Consider the following 18,824-nt stretch of genomic DNA (forward strand, 5'->3'; position numbering starts at 1 on the left):
TCCGCACAGCTCCTCAATTATTGATCTAGCAATCAAAATCTTCCGTTCACATCAGCATCAAGCTAGCTTGGCTAATTGTATTTTCACTTAAGATAGTTCACCCAATAATGCACAGTAGCGCCTACGGAGTGGATCTTCAGTGGCCTAACTCTGCGAACCTTAATACGGGTAAGGTAAGGACATAAGATGCTAGGACAAACAGCTACGCCGCCTTTTAGCGACACGACGGGAATAACGGGGGGCTCAACGCAAAATTAGCGCCAATCGAGGAGAGTGTATAAAAAGACTTAATGGATACCGCTAAGCGACGCAAGAACCAATGCACCGACTGAAATAGTGGTCACCATAATTAACAAAATACCCAGTAATTTGAGGGGGCGGTATGGCTTACGCTCAACATTGTTATATCCCTGATTCAAAAAGGCGTCTACCTTAGCCTGGTCTTCTGGATACAACTTATTATGTTCGTTTTCCATCATTTCACCACTCGCGATTACAAATGACATTACCCATATACCGGGCAATAAAAAAGGCGGCCCCATTATCGCTGGTTGCCGCCTTATTCTCCAGCTTTACTGCAGTGGCCCCAAATTAGGCCGCATTCTATAGTTAAGCGAAGGCTTCCTCTGGAATATCCATTAAGCTGGCGCTGCCATTGCGAATTGACTCAGTTAAGCCCTTCGCCTGTGGCAGCAAACGCTGAATAAAGAACCGCGCCGTATGCAACTTAGCCTGTCCAAACGCATCACCTTGCTGGCTATCGCCATTTAGGACCGCGCGCGTCATCATCGCCCACATATATGTGTACAGGGTGAAGCCCATAACATGCAGGAACTCGACAGATGCGGCGCCAATGGCATTTGCATCACCGCCTTGGGCTTGTGACAAAACGAACTCGGCTAGCGACTCAAGGTTGTCAACGGACTCATTTAATGGATTTAAGAACTCATCCATACCACTAACCGCGGCGGCTGACGCAGAGAATTCCCGCATTTCAGCAATCAGCACATTGAGATTCCGTCCGCCATTTGCAGCTATCTTACGCCCCATTAAATCAAGCGCCTGAATCCCATTTGTGCCTTCATAAATTTGGCTAATACGCACGTCGCGCACTAATTGCTCCATGCCCCATTCACGAATATACCCGTGGCCACCAAATATCTGCTGGCCCGCAATAGTGCCTTCAAGGCCCTTGTCGGTTATAAAAGCTTTAGCAACCGGAGTGAGTAACTCGACCATTCCATCTGCCTTGGCCTTAGCCTCACCACTAGAAAACTTCGCTTCATCGAGCTGCTTACCAACATAGACTGCAAAGGCGCGACCGGCCTCAACGTAAGCCTTTTGTGTTAACAGCATGCGCCGCACATCGGGGTGCACAACAATCGGATCTGCTGCTGCAGCACTGTTCACTGGGCCAGAAGGCGCCCGGCTTTGAATACGCTCGCGGGCATAAATTGATGACCACTGATAGGCCGCCTCTGCCGCGCTAAGCCCTTGAATACCAACAGACAGGCGCTCGTAGTTCATCATGGTAAACATACCCTGCAAACCACGATTAATCTCGCCAATAAGATAGCCCTGCGCGCCATCAAAATTCATCACACACGTTGCAGAGGCGTTAATACCCATTTTGTGTTCGATGCTACCGCAGTGAACACCGTTATTCTCACCGCTGCTACCGTCGTCATTAACCTTCATCTTCGGAACTAGAAACAAGGAAATACCCTTAGACCCAGCAGGCGCATCCGGCAACTTTGCCAACACCAAATGAATAATATTTTCGGTTAAATCGTGATCGCCACCGGTAATGAAAATCTTGGTGCCACTAATACTGTAGCTGCCATCGGCAAGCGGCTCGGCTTTTGTGCGAATCATGCCTAGGTCGGTACCGGCGTGGCTCTCGGTTAAGCACATCGCGCCTGCCCACTTGCCCGAGTACATATTGGGCAAGAACTTACTCTTTAGCTCTTCTGTCGCATGACTCGATATCGCCAACGCCGCGCCAGAGGTAAGCGTTAAATACAAACCCATCGCGATGTTTGAGGAGTACAGCATTTCTTCAAACAGCAAAACCAACATCTTAGGCATGGTCTGGCCGCCATACTCCGGAGCGCCCGATAATCCACCCCAACCGCCTTCGGCCAATTGGCGAAACGCCTCTGGATAGCCTTTAGGTGTAGTCACAACACCATCAGTCCATTTAACGCCCTCTTCGTGCCCTGATTGGCTAAGCGGCGCCACCAAAGACTCGTTGATCTTTGCGCCTTCTTCGAGGATAGCGTCAGCGAGTTCGCGGTTAACCTCTTCCATTGCGGGCATGGTTTCCCAGAGCTGTTCCGCCTTAAAAACTTCGTGTAAAACGAACTGCATATCACGGAGGGGGGCTTTGTAGTCAGGCATAAATTACTCCTTCTAAATCAGTACGACGGCCATAAGGCCGTCGTTAAGCTATCGAGCAAAAATCATCTAAAACGCGAAGGCGTCTTCAGACATTGCCATCAAACTGTCGGCGCCGTTAAGCATCGCCAATTTATGTGACTCAGTCCTAGGTAAAATTCGCTGATAATAAAAGTGTGCAGTTTGGACCTTCGCTTTAAGGAAAGCATCATCAGCATCGCCGTCTAGGGCAACAGACGCCATACGGGCCCACATATATGCCAAGGACACATAGCCTGCGTACATCAAGTAATCAACCGATGCTGCGCCAACTTCATCTGCATTGCTCATGGCCTTCTCACCTAATTTACCGGTGATATCACCCCACTCCGCATTCAGTGTTGACAGTTTTTCGATAAACGGTGCCATACCAGGCTTATCTTTTTGATCTTTGCAGAATTGGTGAATGACCTTGGTAAACACCATCAACTGCTTGCCGCCACTACCCATTACTTTACGACCAAGTAGGTCCAAAGCTTGAATGCCGGTGGTACCTTCGTAAAGCGTAGCAATCCGTAAATCACGTACGATTTGCTCCATACCCCACTCAGAAATGAAACCGTGACCACCAAATACCTGCATACCGTAATTTGCTGATTCCAGACCGGTTTCGGTCACAAACGCTTTTGCAATTGGCGTTAGCAGTTCAGAAAGCTCTTCCGCTTTACGGCGCTCTTCTTCATCACCAGAGAAGTAAAAGGTATCAACTAGCTGCGCAACCCAATAAATAAATGCGCGACTGCCTTCTGCAAAGGCTTTTTGCGTTAACAGCATACGACGAACATCTGCGTGCACAATTAAGGGATCAGCGGGACCATCCGGATTTTTAGGACCGGTCAATGAACGCATCTGCAAACGATCGCGAGCATAAGCCAGAGCACCTTGAAACGACGCTTCACCGGCAGACAAGCCCTGAAGTGCCGTGCCAAGGCGAGCCGAGTTCATCATGTGGAACATCGCGTTCAAGCCGCGATTTTCTTCACCGACTAAGAAACTTTTGGCGCTATCGAAGTTCATCACACAGGTTGCTGATGCTTTGATACCCATTTTGTGTTCGATACTGCCGCAGTGAACGCCGTTACGCTCACCCACTTCACCGTTCTCGTCTGGCAAGAACTTGGGCACAACGAACAAAGAGATGCCTTTCGTGCCCGCAGGTGCGCCTTCTACACGGGCCAGTACCAGATGGACAATATTCTCCATCATGTCGTGCTCACCACCAGAGATAAAGATCTTAGTCCCGGTTACGTTATAGCTGCCATCGGCATTCATTTCCGCTTTGGTGCGCAATAAGCCAAGGTCAGACCCGCAATGAGACTCAGTCAAGCACATTGTGCCGCCCCAAGTACCATCAGTCATTTTTGGAAGGTAGGTTGCCTGCAGCTCATCGCTAGCATAGGTTTCCAGCAAGCGTGCCGCTGACTGTGACAAGCCGGTGTACATGCCCCAAGACCAACAGGCAGAGCTCACCATTTCAGTCACAACCAAACCGAGGGAGTTAGGCAGACCTTGGCCACCAAACTCAGTATTGGCGGTCATCGAAGTCCAGCCACCCTCGGCAAATTGCTTATAGGCTTCTTTGAACCCGTCCGGCGTAGTCACGCCAGATTCAGACCACGTACAGCCTTGTTGATCGCCAATTTGGTTTAACGGCGAAAGTACATTTTCAGAAAATTTGGCGCCTTCAGAAATGATGGCGTCCATTAAGTCCTCACTTACCTCTTCACGGGTAGCAAGACTGGCAAAGTGTTTATCGCTGTTAAGTACGTCTTTTAGTACAAAATTGATATCGCGAAGTGGAGCTGTGTATTGGGGCATGACAATGACCTCATAAGCAAAAATGTAGCAGATACCTGAATAGGTGCCAATGTTGACAGTGACAACTATAGAGCTTTTATTACGTCATGCAAGTTATTTTAGATTTTCTGGGTTGCGAAAAACCCCTATAAAGTGCCACTTAAGGTCGAGATTCCCAACTATTTCGCTAGCCAAAAAAAACCCCGGAAGACCGGGGTTTTACTATCAACGATTACTTATAGCCAAGTCCAATCAACCGCCACCCAAAAGACCGGTGAGCAAAGTAGCAAGAGAGGCTGGATCAGCTATCAAGCCAGCAATTGCATCGCTTACCGCAGTGGGGTCAGCCAAATCGGTCAGCGTTCCCAACAATGCTGTTTGATCACCAGCCGGAAGACCTGACAAAAGACCAATCAAATCAGCTTGGTCGGCGCCCGGCAAACCGGCAAGCAAGTCGGTCAAGGCTTGTGCGTCAGTTGGAAAACCGCCATCCGCAAAGCCAGTCAATATCGCAATCAACTCTTCTGGACCAGGCGTACCTTCTCCGCCACCCGCCAGACCAGTCAGTATAGCAATCAACTCTTCTGGACCAGGAGTACCTTCTCCGCCACCCGCCAAACCAGTCAATATCGCAATCAACTCTTCTGGACCAGGAGTACCTTCTCCGCCACCCGCCAAACCAGTCAGTATCGCAATCAACTCTTCTGGACCAGGAGTACCTTCTCCGCCACCCGCCAAACCAGTTAGTATCGCAATCAACTCTTCTGGACCAGGCGTGCCTTCTCCGCCACCCGCCAAACCAGTTAGTATCGCAATCAACTCTTCTGGACCAGGCGTGCCTTCTCCGCCACCCGCCAAACCAGTTAGTATCGCAATCAACTCTTCTGGACCAGGGGTGCCTTCTCCGCCACCCGCCAAACCAGTCAGTATCGCAATCAACTCTTCTGGACCAGGCGTGCCTTCTCCGCCACCCGCCAAACCAGTTAGTATCGCAATCAACTCTTCTGGACCAGGAGTACCTTCTCCGCCACCCGCCAAACCAGTCAGTATCGCAATCAACTCTTCTGGACCAGGCGTGCCTTCTCCGCCGCCAGCCAAACCAGTTAGTATCGCAATCAACTCTTCTGGACCAGGCGTGCCTTCTCCGCCACCCGCCAAACCAGTCAGTATCGCAATCAACTCTTCTGGACCAGGCGTGCCTTCCCCGCCACCCGCCAAACCAGTCAGTATCGCAATCAACTCTTCTGGACCAGGGGTGCCTTCTCCGCCGCCGGCCAAACCAGTTAATAAAGCAATGAAATCCTGCACTTGCTGCGGAGTTTGCTCAATAAACATGGCAAACAGGGCCTCAAGCTGCTCTTGACTTGGCTCTTCACCCAGCGCATCTAACAATACTTGAAGCTCTTCTGGTGCATTCTCAGACAAGGTTGCAATAAGCGCGGCAACAGCATCAGGGTCGGCAATAGTTTCGAATAAACCCTGCAACTGCGCCGCAGGATCATTGCCACCACCGCCGGGCACTGTCGGGTCAGTAGCCCCTGTAGGTGCGGCGGCCACACAGGTTTCATACACTTTCACCGCTTCAGTTAAGTCAACAGTTAGCAGCTGCGCATCAATAACCAGCTCGATACGATCGTAATCATTTGGTGCAATAAAACCGAGCAGGTATTTCACTTCATCATTTGACGCCGTGGGGTCTGGAAAGCTAAATGCGCCAGGATCAAAAAACGATGCCGGGTCAGCTGGGTCAAACGCTGGGAACAACGCATCATTACTGCGTATGAGACCCTGACCAAGCAATGCAAGTTGGTTATTTTGATCGATACCTGCCCCCCCATTTTGCTCCCCATTTAAGTAAGTCTTAACGCTAATGCGGCGTAAAATACTTAGATCAACCGTACTATTTGGAATACTGATTATGAAGCCAGCAACCTGTCCAGCAAGAATTGGCGCAGGCATATTCACTTGTAATGTCTGTGAACCAGTAAGCCCCAAACCACCATCGCCTAGGATTACGTCAAGCAGACCAACATCGTAATTAACAATAGCAAATGACGCCAGATCACGATCTATCGCATTGTCTGCCGACACGACCGAGCATCCATCTAGCAATGGCGCCGTTATGTCGGTAATCGTACAAACCAAACCAGTTTCGATTGCTGCTACCGAAGAACCCGCAGGTGCGCCAGCAGTACACTCAAAGTTTTCTGCAATAACGGTTGGGTTACACGCTACCGCATTACCGTTGCCATCAACTTCCTGGCCAGGATTAGGTAGCGGGCAATTGTCTGTGCCATTTGGCACAGTGTCACCATCAATATCATCATCACAAACGTCACCTAGACCGTCATCATCAAAGTCAGCTTGATCGGTATTTGCAACGGTTGGGCAATTATCGACGTCGTCTAAGACGTTATCGCCATCGTTATCAGCTTCACAAGCATCGCCCACACCGTTATTACCGGCATCATCTTGATCCAAGTTTGGCACTAATGGGCAGTTATCTACTGTATCTAAAACACCATCGCCATCATCATCCTGATCACAGGCATTACCCTGACCATTACCATCGGTATCGACTTGGCTTGGATTAGCATTTAACGGACAGTTGTCAGCATTATCAACAAAGCCATCGGTATCGGAATCATCACAAGCATCACCAATCCCATTAGCGGAAACAGTATCTGCTTGGTCAAAATTCGGGGTATTTGGGCAGTTGTCATTTATGTCAGCGATCAAATCACCGTCAGCATCATCCTGACAAGCATCACCAATACCGTCCAAATCACTATCAAGCTGATTTGTATTTACGACGAGTGGGCAGTTATCCGCTCCATTTTCAACACCATCGCCATCTTTATCAGAGTCACACGCATCCCCTGTACCATCGGTATCTAAATCAGCCTGACCGGCGTTAGGGTTAACACGACAGTTATCAACGGTATCTAAAACGCCGTCAGCATCAGAATCATCACATGCGTCGCCAAAACCATCTCCATCAACGTCGTTCTGATTTGTGTTTGCAACAAATGGGCAGTTATCTAAACCGTTCAACACACCATCATTATCGGCGTCCGACTCACAGGCATCACCAGTGCCATCGCCATCAGAATCTAACTGGTTTTGATTGCTAACAAAAGGGCAGTTGTCTGCTCCGTCGAGGACGTTATCATTGTCATCATCCGTATCGCATACATCACCGAAACCGTCAGAATCAGTATCTACTTGGCCGCTATTTGAGATGGCAGGACAGTTATCTATCGGGTCAGCAACACCGTCTGAGTCACCGTCTTCACAGGCATCACCGGTGCCATTATTGTCGGTATCGAACTGTTCTTGGTTCGGCACTAACGGGCAATTATCAACGTTACTTAGTACGCCATCACCGTCCACATCATCTTCACAGGTGTCACCAATATCGTTCCCATTGGCATCTTCTTGAGCGGGATTAGAAACTAATGGGCAGTTATCTACGCCGTCATTTATTCCATCGCCATCATCATCACCGTCACAAACGTCACCCTGGCCATCGGCATCGGTATCACGCTGATTAACATTGGCAGTAACGCGGCAATTATCAATATCATCAAAGATGGAATCATTGTCACTATCATCACACGCATCACCAAAAACATCGCCATCAGCGTTGCTTTGCATCGCGTTAATGACTAAAGGGCAATTATCCTCAGTATCTAAGACGCCATCACCATCATTGTCGTCATCACAAACATTACCGAAGCCATCGCCGTCCGTATCGCGCTGATCAACATTTGCGACATCGATGCAATTATCGACCGTGTCCAAGACACCATCGTTATCGGTATCAAGTTGCGCGCCAGCATTGGAGCCCGACCCTACTGAATTGCTATCATTCGCTGACTTACAAGCAGTCAACTGGAACGACGTGGCCATTACTATCAGCAATGCCACAACTAACTTCTGCAAATGCATGCCCTGCTCCTTCAAGCGATTTTATTTATTATCGAGTTGTTAAACGAAATTCAACACGACGGTTTGATGCGCGCCCAGTGGGCGTATCGTTACTGGCGATAGGTGATGACTCGCCATAGCCTCTTGCCAATAGACGGGATGATAAAACCCCATTGTTAACCAAAAATTGCTTCACCGATGCTGCACGCTGCTGCGACAAATTTAGGTTGTACGCGTCTGACCCAGCGCTATCTGTGTGTCCCGCAATTTCTACGTTTATATTATTTTGATTTTTTAAGAATGAGACGGCATTCATCAAGGTATTTTGACCTAGCGGTGTTAACTGAGCCGAATTTAATTGAAATGTAACATTGGCTATATTGATAACCTGCTGTTCGATAACGCAACCACGGCCGTCTACGCGAGCACCCGGCAAGGTATTAGGACATTCATCAAACTGATCTACCACGCGGTCGCCGTCAGAATCTTTGGGTTGCACTTCAACTTGTTTGTAAACGATTTTCTCAACGACGACTTGCTGTTTCTCTTGAGCTTTACCCAAAGCAACTTCCAAGCCCAAACCAAAACGGATATCAGATCGACCGTCTAAATAGTCATCCTGAACATAGCGCGCTTCGCCACGGTAACGCAGCCATTGCAAGTCTAGAATACGGCCTACAAATCCTAGGCCGACATTCCAGTAGAAGGAATCTTCGTCGAGCGCATCCGGCACAACGTCATTCTCGGCCACACCAACCCCAGCTAAAATGAACGGCGTGAATTGCTCTCTATCACCAAAGCCATACTGAAGGTCTACACCACCACCGGATTGGTAGAAATCACTGCCATTGTTGTCGCCCGTTTCAAAAGTGTTATCAAAATACAGGCCTTCAATATACAGCCGATCGGACAAGGGAAAAGCAACACCTAACTGCCAGCCATTATTAGTAGATTCAACATTTCGGTCAGAATCGGCATTAGTCATCGTGCCAAGACCATATATATGAGGGTACGTTACGTCCTCGCCAGCTAAAGCAGAGACAGAAATTCCACCGAGCACACACAAGAACAAAAACGGAACAGCTAGACCAATGCCTTTATACATCCCCAAACCTCAAAAATTATTTTTGCTATTATTTTTGCTATGAGCCCCATACGCAGCGTCCCTTGCTTTGCTTTCAGCCCAAGACATCCATAAGTATAAATACCTATTGACTCTAATATATCAACCTGAGTATCTCGCAAAAGCTAACAGTTGTTAATGGGGAATGAAAAAATTACCGAACTTTTTGCCTAATCCACTAAGATTGCACCGCAATGAAGCGCAACAATATGAGTATAAAGCGATCTTATTTAATAGTTATTCGAATCACCTGCACAGCGCCAGTAGCTGTGCACTCATAAAAAAGCGGAACACCATAGGAGATTATTACATTAAAGTAATGCGAGAGCAGAAAAATAGCGCAGAAGTATGACCGCGATCACAAAATAGAAATATCCAAACAAGCTGCAACAGCGTCTGCAGCCCGCTGGTCTTGCGCTAGATAAGGGACGACACCAATGCACGGTGCGTCCAGCATGGCTTTTAAGGTGGCAAGGTTTTCTTCAAAACAAGACATACCTGGATCTATCTGATTTGCTACCCAGCCCGCTAAACGCAAACCGTCCGCTCGGATAGCCTCTGCGGTAAGCAATGCATGATTAATACAACCCAACCTCATACCGACCACAAGAATAACCGGAGTTTGCAACTCAGATGCTAGGCCCGACAGCAACTCATGGCGATTTAAGGGGACCCGCCAACCGCCGGCGCCCTCAATCAAAACAAGGTCTGCCGACTGCATCATCACCCCGCGACAGATGCCCGCGAGCTGAGAAACCGTTATCCGCTTACCAGCTTGTTCCGCCGCGATATGGGGCGCAATAGCCGGTTCCAGCAATACCGGGTTAACCTGCTGATACGGCAATACTTCTGTCATCGCCGCCATCAACATGAGGGCATCTTCATTGCGCAAACCGTTGTCTGTTAGCTCTGCACCAGCAGCAACCGGCTTTATCGCAAAAGTCCGCAAACCCCGTAACGCGGCAGCTCTTAGTAAACCGCAAGCAACCAGGGTCTTGCCAACATCGGTATCGGTACCGCTAATAAAGTAATGTCGGCTAGGCAGCATGAAATACTTCGACCCTTATCATCAAGGTTTATTTTTCAACACCAAAGGTCTGCCAGGCTTCACGCAGACGCTCTTGATTCGCGCGGATATAGGCCGGACTCAAACGGTCGCCATTAAAATAGCCGTTACGTAAATTGAAAAACTCTGTCGGAATACCGTTGGGGCCAAACACCAGGCGATTGACCGGCTCACCCAATATAGTATTAATGTCGTAGCGCCAGCTTGGGGTACCTGTTATCTGAACCCCTGCGACCCGACCAACATCCTTGCGGGGTGTTAACGGTATAGTAAATCCAATACCAGCAAAATTATTACCCTCAGACTTTTTATAAATCAGATGTAGGCGCGTGTCGCCAATATGCTGAGTAAAGTCAATTTTATAACCCGAATCTTCGTTGTAAAACTCACCAGCGGTCACATTAATCTCGCTATTGGTGCTCTGGAAGAAATAGCGCCATGAGGCTAAGCGGGCATTACGGGTAATACTCGAATCATGCTTATCTTCAAAGTCAGTAAGAATAATACGGAAGCGATTCCGGCCATCACCTGGCTCCCAGCGACTCTCCAAGGATACACCATCACTAAAGTCGAAAAATCGACCGTAAGAAATCATGGTAGTAAAACCACGCCCCAAACGGAAAGTTTGACTGATAACGCGATCTTTTACACCATCGCGTATCCGCTGCTCCCTGAATACACCACCGAAAATACCGTCTTTGGTGAAATCATCGGTTTCTTGAACAGACCAATTCCTTGAAATATTAAATGCCGCACCCTGCCATAAAGGCACAACAACATCTGTTCGTGCCGCCAATGAGTAATCAAAAACACCAAACTCTGTGCCTAAGGTCGATGAAACAATGGGTTTGAGCATTACGGTTGGGCGAAATGCCAAATACTCCTTCACATCCTCAAAAGTAGACTGAACAACGTTAACACCGCTGCGACGACGCAATTTACTCGTTGGCGCCGCAACCATCACCGACTCTGGCAAGCCACCCCTACCATTCATAAACGCATCCCAAGCTCCAACCTCGCCACCAAGGCCAAAAACCGGGATACCGTATTTTTCAAGCTGCAAATAAAACCGATCGCCCTCCGGCAATATAGAGGCCGCCATACCGATTGCGACCGCCAAGCCGTCAATGACGTTATTGTTATAACTAAGGTTCTCAAAGGCGATAATCCACTCGCGACCGTAGCGTTGAACACGCACTTTTTCTAAGTTTGCGGCAATGAACTCGCGCTTTAGCTGAGCCTCGTTCTCTATGCGCGCACGCACATTTGGATCTACAATTTCAGAATCCGGAGGATACAGCAGTGGATTTTTTTCAAGCTCCGGATCTAAGCCATACTGCTCCTCAACCACAGCAACAGAGCGGGCGGCTAGGGCAACTCGGGGTTGGTCTTTTGGCAACGTACGCTGATATTTTTGTCCCAGTGGAATCTTTACATTAAAACCGTACCAATCATTTCTACCATCGACGCCCTCTTCGCCCGACAGCATCCATAACATCGAGGCCTTCCAGCCCGCTGGCAATAACGAATCTGGTGTCGACAAGCGAACACCGGTATTTTGCGAGTGACCATCATCCTCAAGTATCACGCTCAGCCATTCTGCGGCGGCGTATTCAACACCACCAAAAACCCCATCTAGGCGCAGAGTTTGACCGGCACGACCATCATATTGACCAAAACCCAAGGTCGAACGGAACTTGCCATATTGCCACGTTGTTACTGCGTATTTGGTATCGTATTCATTAATTGCACCGCCAAAATCCTGCTCACCAATGGCAAAGGAGACGCCATTTAGTAGCTCCCAAGGCAATTGTAATTTAACGTTGAATGATAGGTCAGAACCACCCGCAGTCGACCTACCGGTGACATTTCTCCCTGCGATTTCAATATGAGGGAAAATCCCTGCACCGATATTAATATCGTTCCCTTGATCGTTTAATTTTCGAATGCGCGAATACCGCCCATCAATCTGGGCATCCCAAGCAACCGTAGATGTTCCGTATTCTAAAACCGAGGCATCAGGAACGTTAAACAAACCGCTCATACCCTGCATATTCATATTTCCCTGCGCATAACCAAGAGCTGGCACAGCAGAGCACAAGATAAAAGTAGCTATATTCTTATTCAATGAACACCTCTTTTCCATTTAGCGCGGCACTATAATTTGAGCCAAATATAATTCACTAATACATAAAAAAAGGGCGACTGCAAAGCCGCCCTTCTTATCGTTACTACCGGCAAATATCAACCGCCGCTAGCGCCAGCGCCACCAGTACCAGCACCACTACCGCCGCTACCGCCGCTACCGCCACCGCCGGTACCACCAGTACCACCAGTACCACCTGCACAGCCTGCAATAGTTGGCTTAGTAGCTGCGCCACCTGTAGGTGCCGTGCTAGGAGCCGTTAAAGGATGGCCTTTCGCTCCTTTGCCAGTCATATACGCTTGAGCGCGATTGAATAAGTTATCAACCACATCCTGAGGAATAGCAGTCCCACCGGCAATCGCCGCAGATACTTCTTGAGCTAGCGCTGCAGGAGAAATTGCAGGGCTTCTCTCACTAGCAACTAGAGCTAAGCCAGCCAAATAAGCAGCGTAGATGTCTGCTGGGGTTCCAGCACTTAAATCCTCATCCCCAGTTACAACCGGAGTGGGTCCAGCCAAGAAATCTAAACCGGAAGCACTTTCATATAAACCAGGGGCAATGCGATCGGCAATCTCCTTCAGGGAAAGCGACAAAGTCTCAACCCGCTGGCAACTTGCAGGCGTGATGCTTTTGTACAAGGAAACGGCAAATTCAGTGAACGGCGTTACCGCCCAGTTATTGCCCACTAAGGCAAATGTTGCAGCATCAGGCATAATTGAACGAAGGATATCATTGTTGGCAATTAAACCAGCACTAGGATTCGCTTCATCAACATAACTACCACCAGTACAGGTGACAACTAATGGATATTCACTAGGTACGGTTACTATAGTAAAGTCCACTCGACCATCAGGGCCAGTTTTAAACGAACGGGTACCGTTAGCAATTGTTGTTACTAGACAGTCTGCACCAACTAAAGCACCTTGCGCCGCTGTAATGCTGGCCATTATTGTCTGTGGCGCATTCCCATCAGCTTTCTTGTCGGAACCACAACCAACGATAACACCCGCTGACAAAACACCTGCCGCAAGCAATTTAAGCCGCGTACTATTAAACATATTCATATTAAACTCCATTTCCATTCTCAAGACAGATTATTGCCAGCTTTGGCAGCAGATCGCTGCCCCACCCCTTTAATGGCATAAGGTTAAAAGACCTTAGCCAAACATTCAATCTCTAAGTCGCTGAATATTTTGTCATTGCTCGGCAATATTCACAACTACAACCAGCGGCACTAACTCACAACTTCGACTTTAGGAGCACATTAAGCGCTGCGGAAATCGTTTTCAAGACTAAATGCCAGCGAAACAAACTAGACTGCAACCAATACACACATGCCACTTACAAGACAGACGTGCTAGAACACTAGCCACTTTGAGTGGCATTTTTATTAAAATCACATCTATATGAGCTAAACTTAGCAAAAGATGCGCCACAAGCCTTATTACTGCATTCGCAGCGCGAAATTCACCGCAAACCGCCCGCCGACGCAATAAAAATTGAGCTTACTTTACTATAAAGTCAATATATCCGCACCAGAATAATGCGACCTCACAAGCTGCGCGCAACAAAAGGGCATAATAGGCTAGAAACTTGCCTTACTTAGTGCAGCGCAAATACCAAACCTGGTAGGTAGCCGGTAAACGTCCGCCAGGCTCTCTGAACTGCTCATAGGCGGCAGTGAGTGCTTTAATCCGTCCGCGACTCGTCAAGCCACCAGGGCGACCACTATTTACATTATGAGCGCCAATGTTTTTCAGTTCGCGGGTTAAATCCGACAAACGCTCGTATTGCATAAGCTCGCGCACTTCCTGCCATTCCTCAACTTTTAGCCCTGCATTTTCAATAGCGGACAAAATTTCTGGCTGCGGGGCAAATTGATTCACATGCTCGTATCCGTCCACCCGCCGCCATGACTCACGTAACTCATGCAATGTGTCGGGACCCAGTGTTGCGATAACTGCTGAGCCGCCGGGTTTTAACACACGCTCAATCTCCGCATACACGGCCGGTAAATTCTCACACCACTGCAGCGCTAAACTCGAGAAAATTTGATTGACACTGCTATCGGTCAAGGGAAGATCTTCGGCGTCAGCACACAACCATCCGTCAGCAAAAGCTGCGTAACGTCCTTTTGCATATGCCAACATTCCGGGGGCAAGATCCCCCGCCAGCAACTTCCCGCCACCTATATATTGACGCAGAGCTGGTAAGCTATAGCCGGTGCCGCAGCCGAGATCCAGCAGTGTTTCGCTCGGCAATGCGGGCAAGAATGAGACTAATTTATCGGCAATACGCCGTTGAAGCTGTGCGGCGCCATCATAGCTCGACGCCGCCCTGCTGAAAGATCGACCAATGTCAGACTTATTAAGATGGTAGGGCTTGGCATCGTCGAGTAGCTGCCACGAATTGACGAAATCGACGACTGTGTCAATAAATTCTTGAGGCGACGACAGAAAGGGAATGTGACCGCAGCCCATCATGACACTGCATTTGTGGTCGGCATAATTCGCAGCAAACAACTCAGCGCTAGCCACCGGCACAAGCGCATCCTCGGAGCCAAAAACATGTATTACCGGACACCGAATCGCCGCCAGCGCTGCACAGTTATCTAAAGCATTTAAATACTTGAGCCCCTGAGTAAGCGCCGAGGCATTCACCGGTATTGGCTGGCGCCTCAAAATAGCGGCTACCGAGTCTGCACGCTGATCGCCTAAAAGCTGTAATGACCGAAAGCGGCGCAGCCCCTTTACTACGTTCTTTTCAATCGCCGCCTCAAAGGCAAGGAAATCTGCCGATGGCATTGCCGCGGGCCAAACTTCATCTGCGACAAATACCGCGTTGCTCGCCACCGTAATTAAAGCACTAACGCGTTCGGGATATTTTGCGGCTATCGCCGTGGCAAACATCCCACCCAATGACCACCCACAGTAAATAGCCGAATCAGGAAGCACCGGCAAAAGCTGTTCAATCACTGAAGACGTGTCATCACCAGCGCTGCAGGCTGGACTGCGGCCACAGCTCGGCAGATCAATTAAAGTAATATGAAAGTGCCGCCGCAAGGGGGGAATGATACTTCGCCAAATTTCAGCGTCACTCGCCCAGCCGTGTAGCAATACCAGCTCAGCAGCGCCACTGCGGTAAGCGGCAAGGCGCTCACGATAAATCACCGTCATGGGAGCTGTGCCGTAACACGCAACGCTGAAGGAAGCACCTTGTGCAAGGCTGCAAGCAATACGTCTACATCTGCCACTGAGTGTCCAGCAGTTATGGTGATACGCAGCCGAGATTGCCCAACTGCAACCGTAGGTGGGCGAATAGCAGACACAAGCACACCCTCGGCCTCTAAGCCGGCACTTATCGTCATCGCAAGTGCTTCATCACCCACTAATAAAGGCTGAATCGCCGTATTCGACGCCATCAATGGCAGGGCTAACTTCGCAGCGCCATCTTTGAAGTGGCTTATCAACGCCATTAAATGCTCGCGACGCCAAGATTCGGAGCTAAGTAAATCCAAGCTGGCCAAGCTCGCCGCTGCCACAGCAGGCGGCATCGCGGTGGTATATATATAGGGCCGAGCAAACTGGATCAAACTCTCAATCAATAACTCACTGCCCGCAATAAACGCCCCAAAACTGCCAATGCCCTTACCCAATGTACCCATCAGTACCGGTAGCTGATCCTGATCCAGGCCGAAGAGCTCACAACACCCTGCACCGCCGTGCCCAAGCACGCCGAAACCATGGGCATCATCCGCCATTAAATACGCATCATATTTCTTGGCCAATGCCGCCAATTCAGGCAAGGGTGCAATATCGCCATCCATGCTAAAAACAGCGTCAACCACCAGTAAACGCTGACCGGAAGCCGGCAGTTTTTTTAGCCGGCGCTCAAGATCGTCTAGATCGTTGTGATGAAAACGCTGGAATTTCGCGCCGCTTAGAAGGCCCGCGTCGAGCAAGGAAGCATGATTTAAACGATCTTCTAAAATATGATCGCCTTTGCCCATCAACGCAGTAACAGTGCCCAGGTTGGCCATATAGCCGGTAGAAAACAGCAGGGCGCGATCTCGCCCAGTCACTTCGGCAAGACGCTCTTCTAAGCGGTGGTGCACCGCGGAATGGCCGCAAACAAGATGCGATGCACCACCGCCAACACCATAGGTTTGAGCGGCATGCTGCATCGCCGCCACGAGCTGCGGGTGATTGGCCAATCCAAGGTAGTCGTTACTGCAGAACAATAGAACTTCGCGCCCATCGACAATAACCCGCGGACCCTGCGCTGTTTCAAGCACACGCCGTTTTCGGTAGCGAGATTGTTGATGGCGCTCTGTCAGCCGGCGCTGCAGAGCCTCAATCATCATAATTAACTAGCCCGATGAGGCCTATGCCGTTGCGTCGTAAAAGAAGCGGTCGTTCTGCGCTTGCTCAACCGCGCCCAACAAGGCATCACTTTCCGCCTCATCACTATGTTCAACATGACGCTCTTCAGGCTTTATTCCTAAACGACCAAACAACTCCAAGTCTTTATTGGCTTTTGGATTTGGCGTTGTTAATAGCTTTTCCCCATAGAAAATCGAGTTGGCACCCGCAAAATAAGCCAGCGCATGCATTTCCTCGTTCATTGATTCACGGCCTGCTGACAAACGCACATGTGATTGCGGCATCATAATTCGCGCTACCGCGATAGTCCGAATAAAATCAAAGGGATCTAAATCGGCCAAATTAGCCATTGGCGTGCCTTCCACTTTCACCAACATATTAATGGGCACACTCTCCGGCTGCACCGGCAAATTAGCCAACTGCAATAACAAGCCGGCGCGGTCTTTGATCGATTCACCCATGCCGACAATGCCACCGCTACACACTTTAATACCGGCGTCACGGACATTACTCAAAGTACCCAATCTATCTTGGTAGGTACGTGTGGTAATGATTTCACCGTAAAACTCTGGCGAGGTATCTAAGTTGTGGTTGTAATAATCCAAACCCGACTCGGCAAGTTCTGATGCCTGCTCACCCGTTAACATGCCCAAGGTCATGCAGGTTTCTAGGCCCATTTCTTTCACGCCCCTCACCATCGCCGTAACATATGGCATATCTTTCTTTTTCGGTGAGCGCCACGCGGCCCCCATGCAAAACCGGGTAGCACCAGACGCCTTAGCGGCAACCGCTTCGGCCAGCACTTTCTCGACTGCCATTAACTTTTCGTTCTCAAGCCCGGTGTCATAACGGTTGCTCTGAGGGCAATACTTGCAATCTTCAGGGCATGCGCCGGTTTTAATCGACAGCAAGGTGCTGACCTGAACCGCATTGGGATCAAAATTAGCGCGGTGTACCGACTGCGCTTGAAACAACAAATCATTAAATGGCTGAGCAAATAAAGCCTGAACTTCTTCACTGGTCCAGTCTGTGCGAATTGTCGTTAAAGCGGCGGTAGTCATGATAAAGTCCAACACGAAGTTTGTTTAATTTGGCTTACTTTTAGAGCAGCAATAATAAAGGCTTACAGCAAGCTGTCAACCAGCAAGGATGCCCATGGTTAACAGATCTTCGAAAAACGATATTAAAAACCTAATCTATCAACTTATTCCTGGGCGCTGCATTCTGTGCCAAAGCCCCAGCCTGCGGCATATAGATCTATGCCAGAGCTGCGAAAACGAGCTGCCGTGGCTGGGTAGTTGCTGCGAATGTTGTGCGCTGCCCTTGGCGGAGAATCATCAACACACACGCTGCGGGAAATGCCTCCGCAACCCCCCAGCTTTTCGACACTGCATTTGCCCGCTGCGTTATGACTTCCCTGTTGACCGCCTAATAGCGGGCTTTAAACATCAAAAGAAGCTTAAGTATGGCGCAGTGCTCAGCAGACTATGGCTAAGCCACTGCCAAGCTCAAATCAATCACATTCCCGACGCGCTGATACCCGTTCCAATCCACTGGCGACGGCGCCTAATACGCGGCTTCAATCAATCTTCAATGATCGCCAAGGATCTTAGTGCGGCGTTAGATATACCGATATATCACGCCGTCAGCCACCCCCGTGCAACTCGTTCACAACAGGGTTTAAGCGCCGCCGCTAGACGTAAAAATTTGCAGCAGGCATTTGCATTTTCAAAGCATCATAACGTCAACGGCAAACATCTCGCCGTGATAGACGATGTGCTTACAACAACCGCGACAGCCAATACCATGGCCGCTATACTGGCGCGCAACGGCGCTGCCCGCATTGATATTTGGTGTTTGGCGCGCACACCTTGAGGCAAGCAATGACAAAGGAGGAGAAATAAATGCCCACACAAGCCTCTCTCCAATCCACATTGCAGACAT

12 protein-coding genes are annotated in these 18,824 nt (G+C 49.2%); 1 reads left to right on the top strand and 11 read right to left on the bottom strand.

Annotated elements, in window-relative coordinates:
* Positions 1–287: 287 nt before the first annotated feature.
* From AB4875_RS15120 to bioB, 11 genes are all read right to left on the bottom strand, one after another.
* Positions 288–506, bottom strand: coding sequence for a DUF3094 family protein (locus AB4875_RS15120; protein ID WP_368376891.1), 219 nt, complete (start codon positions 504–506; stop codon positions 288–290).
* 103 nt (positions 507–609) lie between these two features.
* Complete coding sequence (locus tag AB4875_RS15125) at positions 610–2,400, bottom strand: acyl-CoA dehydrogenase C-terminal domain-containing protein (RefSeq protein ID WP_368376892.1); 1,791 nt, start codon at positions 2,398–2,400, stop codon at positions 610–612.
* 66 nt (positions 2,401–2,466) lie between these two features.
* Entirely contained in the window at positions 2,467–4,254 is a 1,788-nt protein-coding gene (locus AB4875_RS15130; protein WP_368376893.1) for an acyl-CoA dehydrogenase C-terminal domain-containing protein, read from the bottom strand.
* Positions 4,255–4,485: 231 nt separating this feature from the next.
* On the bottom strand, positions 4,486–8,184 hold the full coding sequence (locus tag AB4875_RS15135) for a thrombospondin type 3 repeat-containing protein (protein WP_368376894.1): 3,699 nt from the start codon (positions 8,182–8,184) through the stop codon (positions 4,486–4,488).
* A gap of 28 nt (positions 8,185–8,212) precedes the next feature.
* Complete coding sequence (locus AB4875_RS15140; protein WP_368376895.1) at positions 8,213–9,268, bottom strand: OmpA family protein; 1,056 nt, start codon at positions 9,266–9,268, stop codon at positions 8,213–8,215.
* 376 nt (positions 9,269–9,644) lie between these two features.
* On the bottom strand, positions 9,645–10,334 hold the full coding sequence (gene bioD, locus AB4875_RS15145) for a dethiobiotin synthase (protein WP_368376896.1): 690 nt from the start codon (positions 10,332–10,334) through the stop codon (positions 9,645–9,647).
* A 28-nt stretch (positions 10,335–10,362) separates the two neighbouring features.
* Positions 10,363–12,480 (bottom strand): YjbH domain-containing protein, encoded by a 2,118-nt coding sequence (locus AB4875_RS15150; RefSeq protein ID WP_368376897.1) that lies wholly within the window; start codon positions 12,478–12,480, stop codon positions 10,363–10,365.
* Between the two features lie 116 nt (positions 12,481–12,596).
* Positions 12,597–13,562 carry a hypothetical protein gene (locus tag AB4875_RS15155; protein WP_368376898.1) on the bottom strand — a complete coding sequence of 322 codons (966 nt, stop codon included), beginning with the start codon at positions 13,560–13,562 and terminating at the stop codon, positions 12,597–12,599.
* Between the two features lie 534 nt (positions 13,563–14,096).
* Positions 14,097–15,674 (bottom strand): malonyl-ACP O-methyltransferase BioC, encoded by a 1,578-nt coding sequence (gene bioC / locus AB4875_RS15160; protein WP_368376899.1) that lies wholly within the window; start codon positions 15,672–15,674, stop codon positions 14,097–14,099.
* Positions 15,671–16,858 (bottom strand): 8-amino-7-oxononanoate synthase, encoded by a 1,188-nt coding sequence (gene bioF, locus AB4875_RS15165; protein ID WP_368377093.1) that lies wholly within the window; start codon positions 16,856–16,858, stop codon positions 15,671–15,673. Before bioF ends, bioC begins: the two co-directional genes overlap by 4 nt.
* Before the next feature lie 24 nt (positions 16,859–16,882).
* A complete protein-coding gene (gene bioB / locus AB4875_RS15170) occupies positions 16,883–17,941 on the bottom strand; it encodes a biotin synthase BioB (RefSeq protein ID WP_368376900.1) in 1,059 nt (352 codons plus the stop codon).
* Positions 17,942–18,035: 94 nt separating this feature from the next.
* On the opposite strand from bioB, the gene AB4875_RS15175 reads away from it, so the two are divergent.
* A complete protein-coding gene (locus AB4875_RS15175; RefSeq protein WP_368376901.1) occupies positions 18,036–18,755 on the top strand; it encodes a double zinc ribbon domain-containing protein in 720 nt (239 codons plus the stop codon).
* The last annotated feature ends 69 nt before the right edge of the window (positions 18,756–18,824 follow it).

Source organism: Zhongshania sp. R06B22 (assembly GCF_040892595.1).
Classification (GTDB): domain Bacteria; phylum Pseudomonadota; class Gammaproteobacteria; order Pseudomonadales; family Spongiibacteraceae; genus Spongiibacter; species Spongiibacter arctica.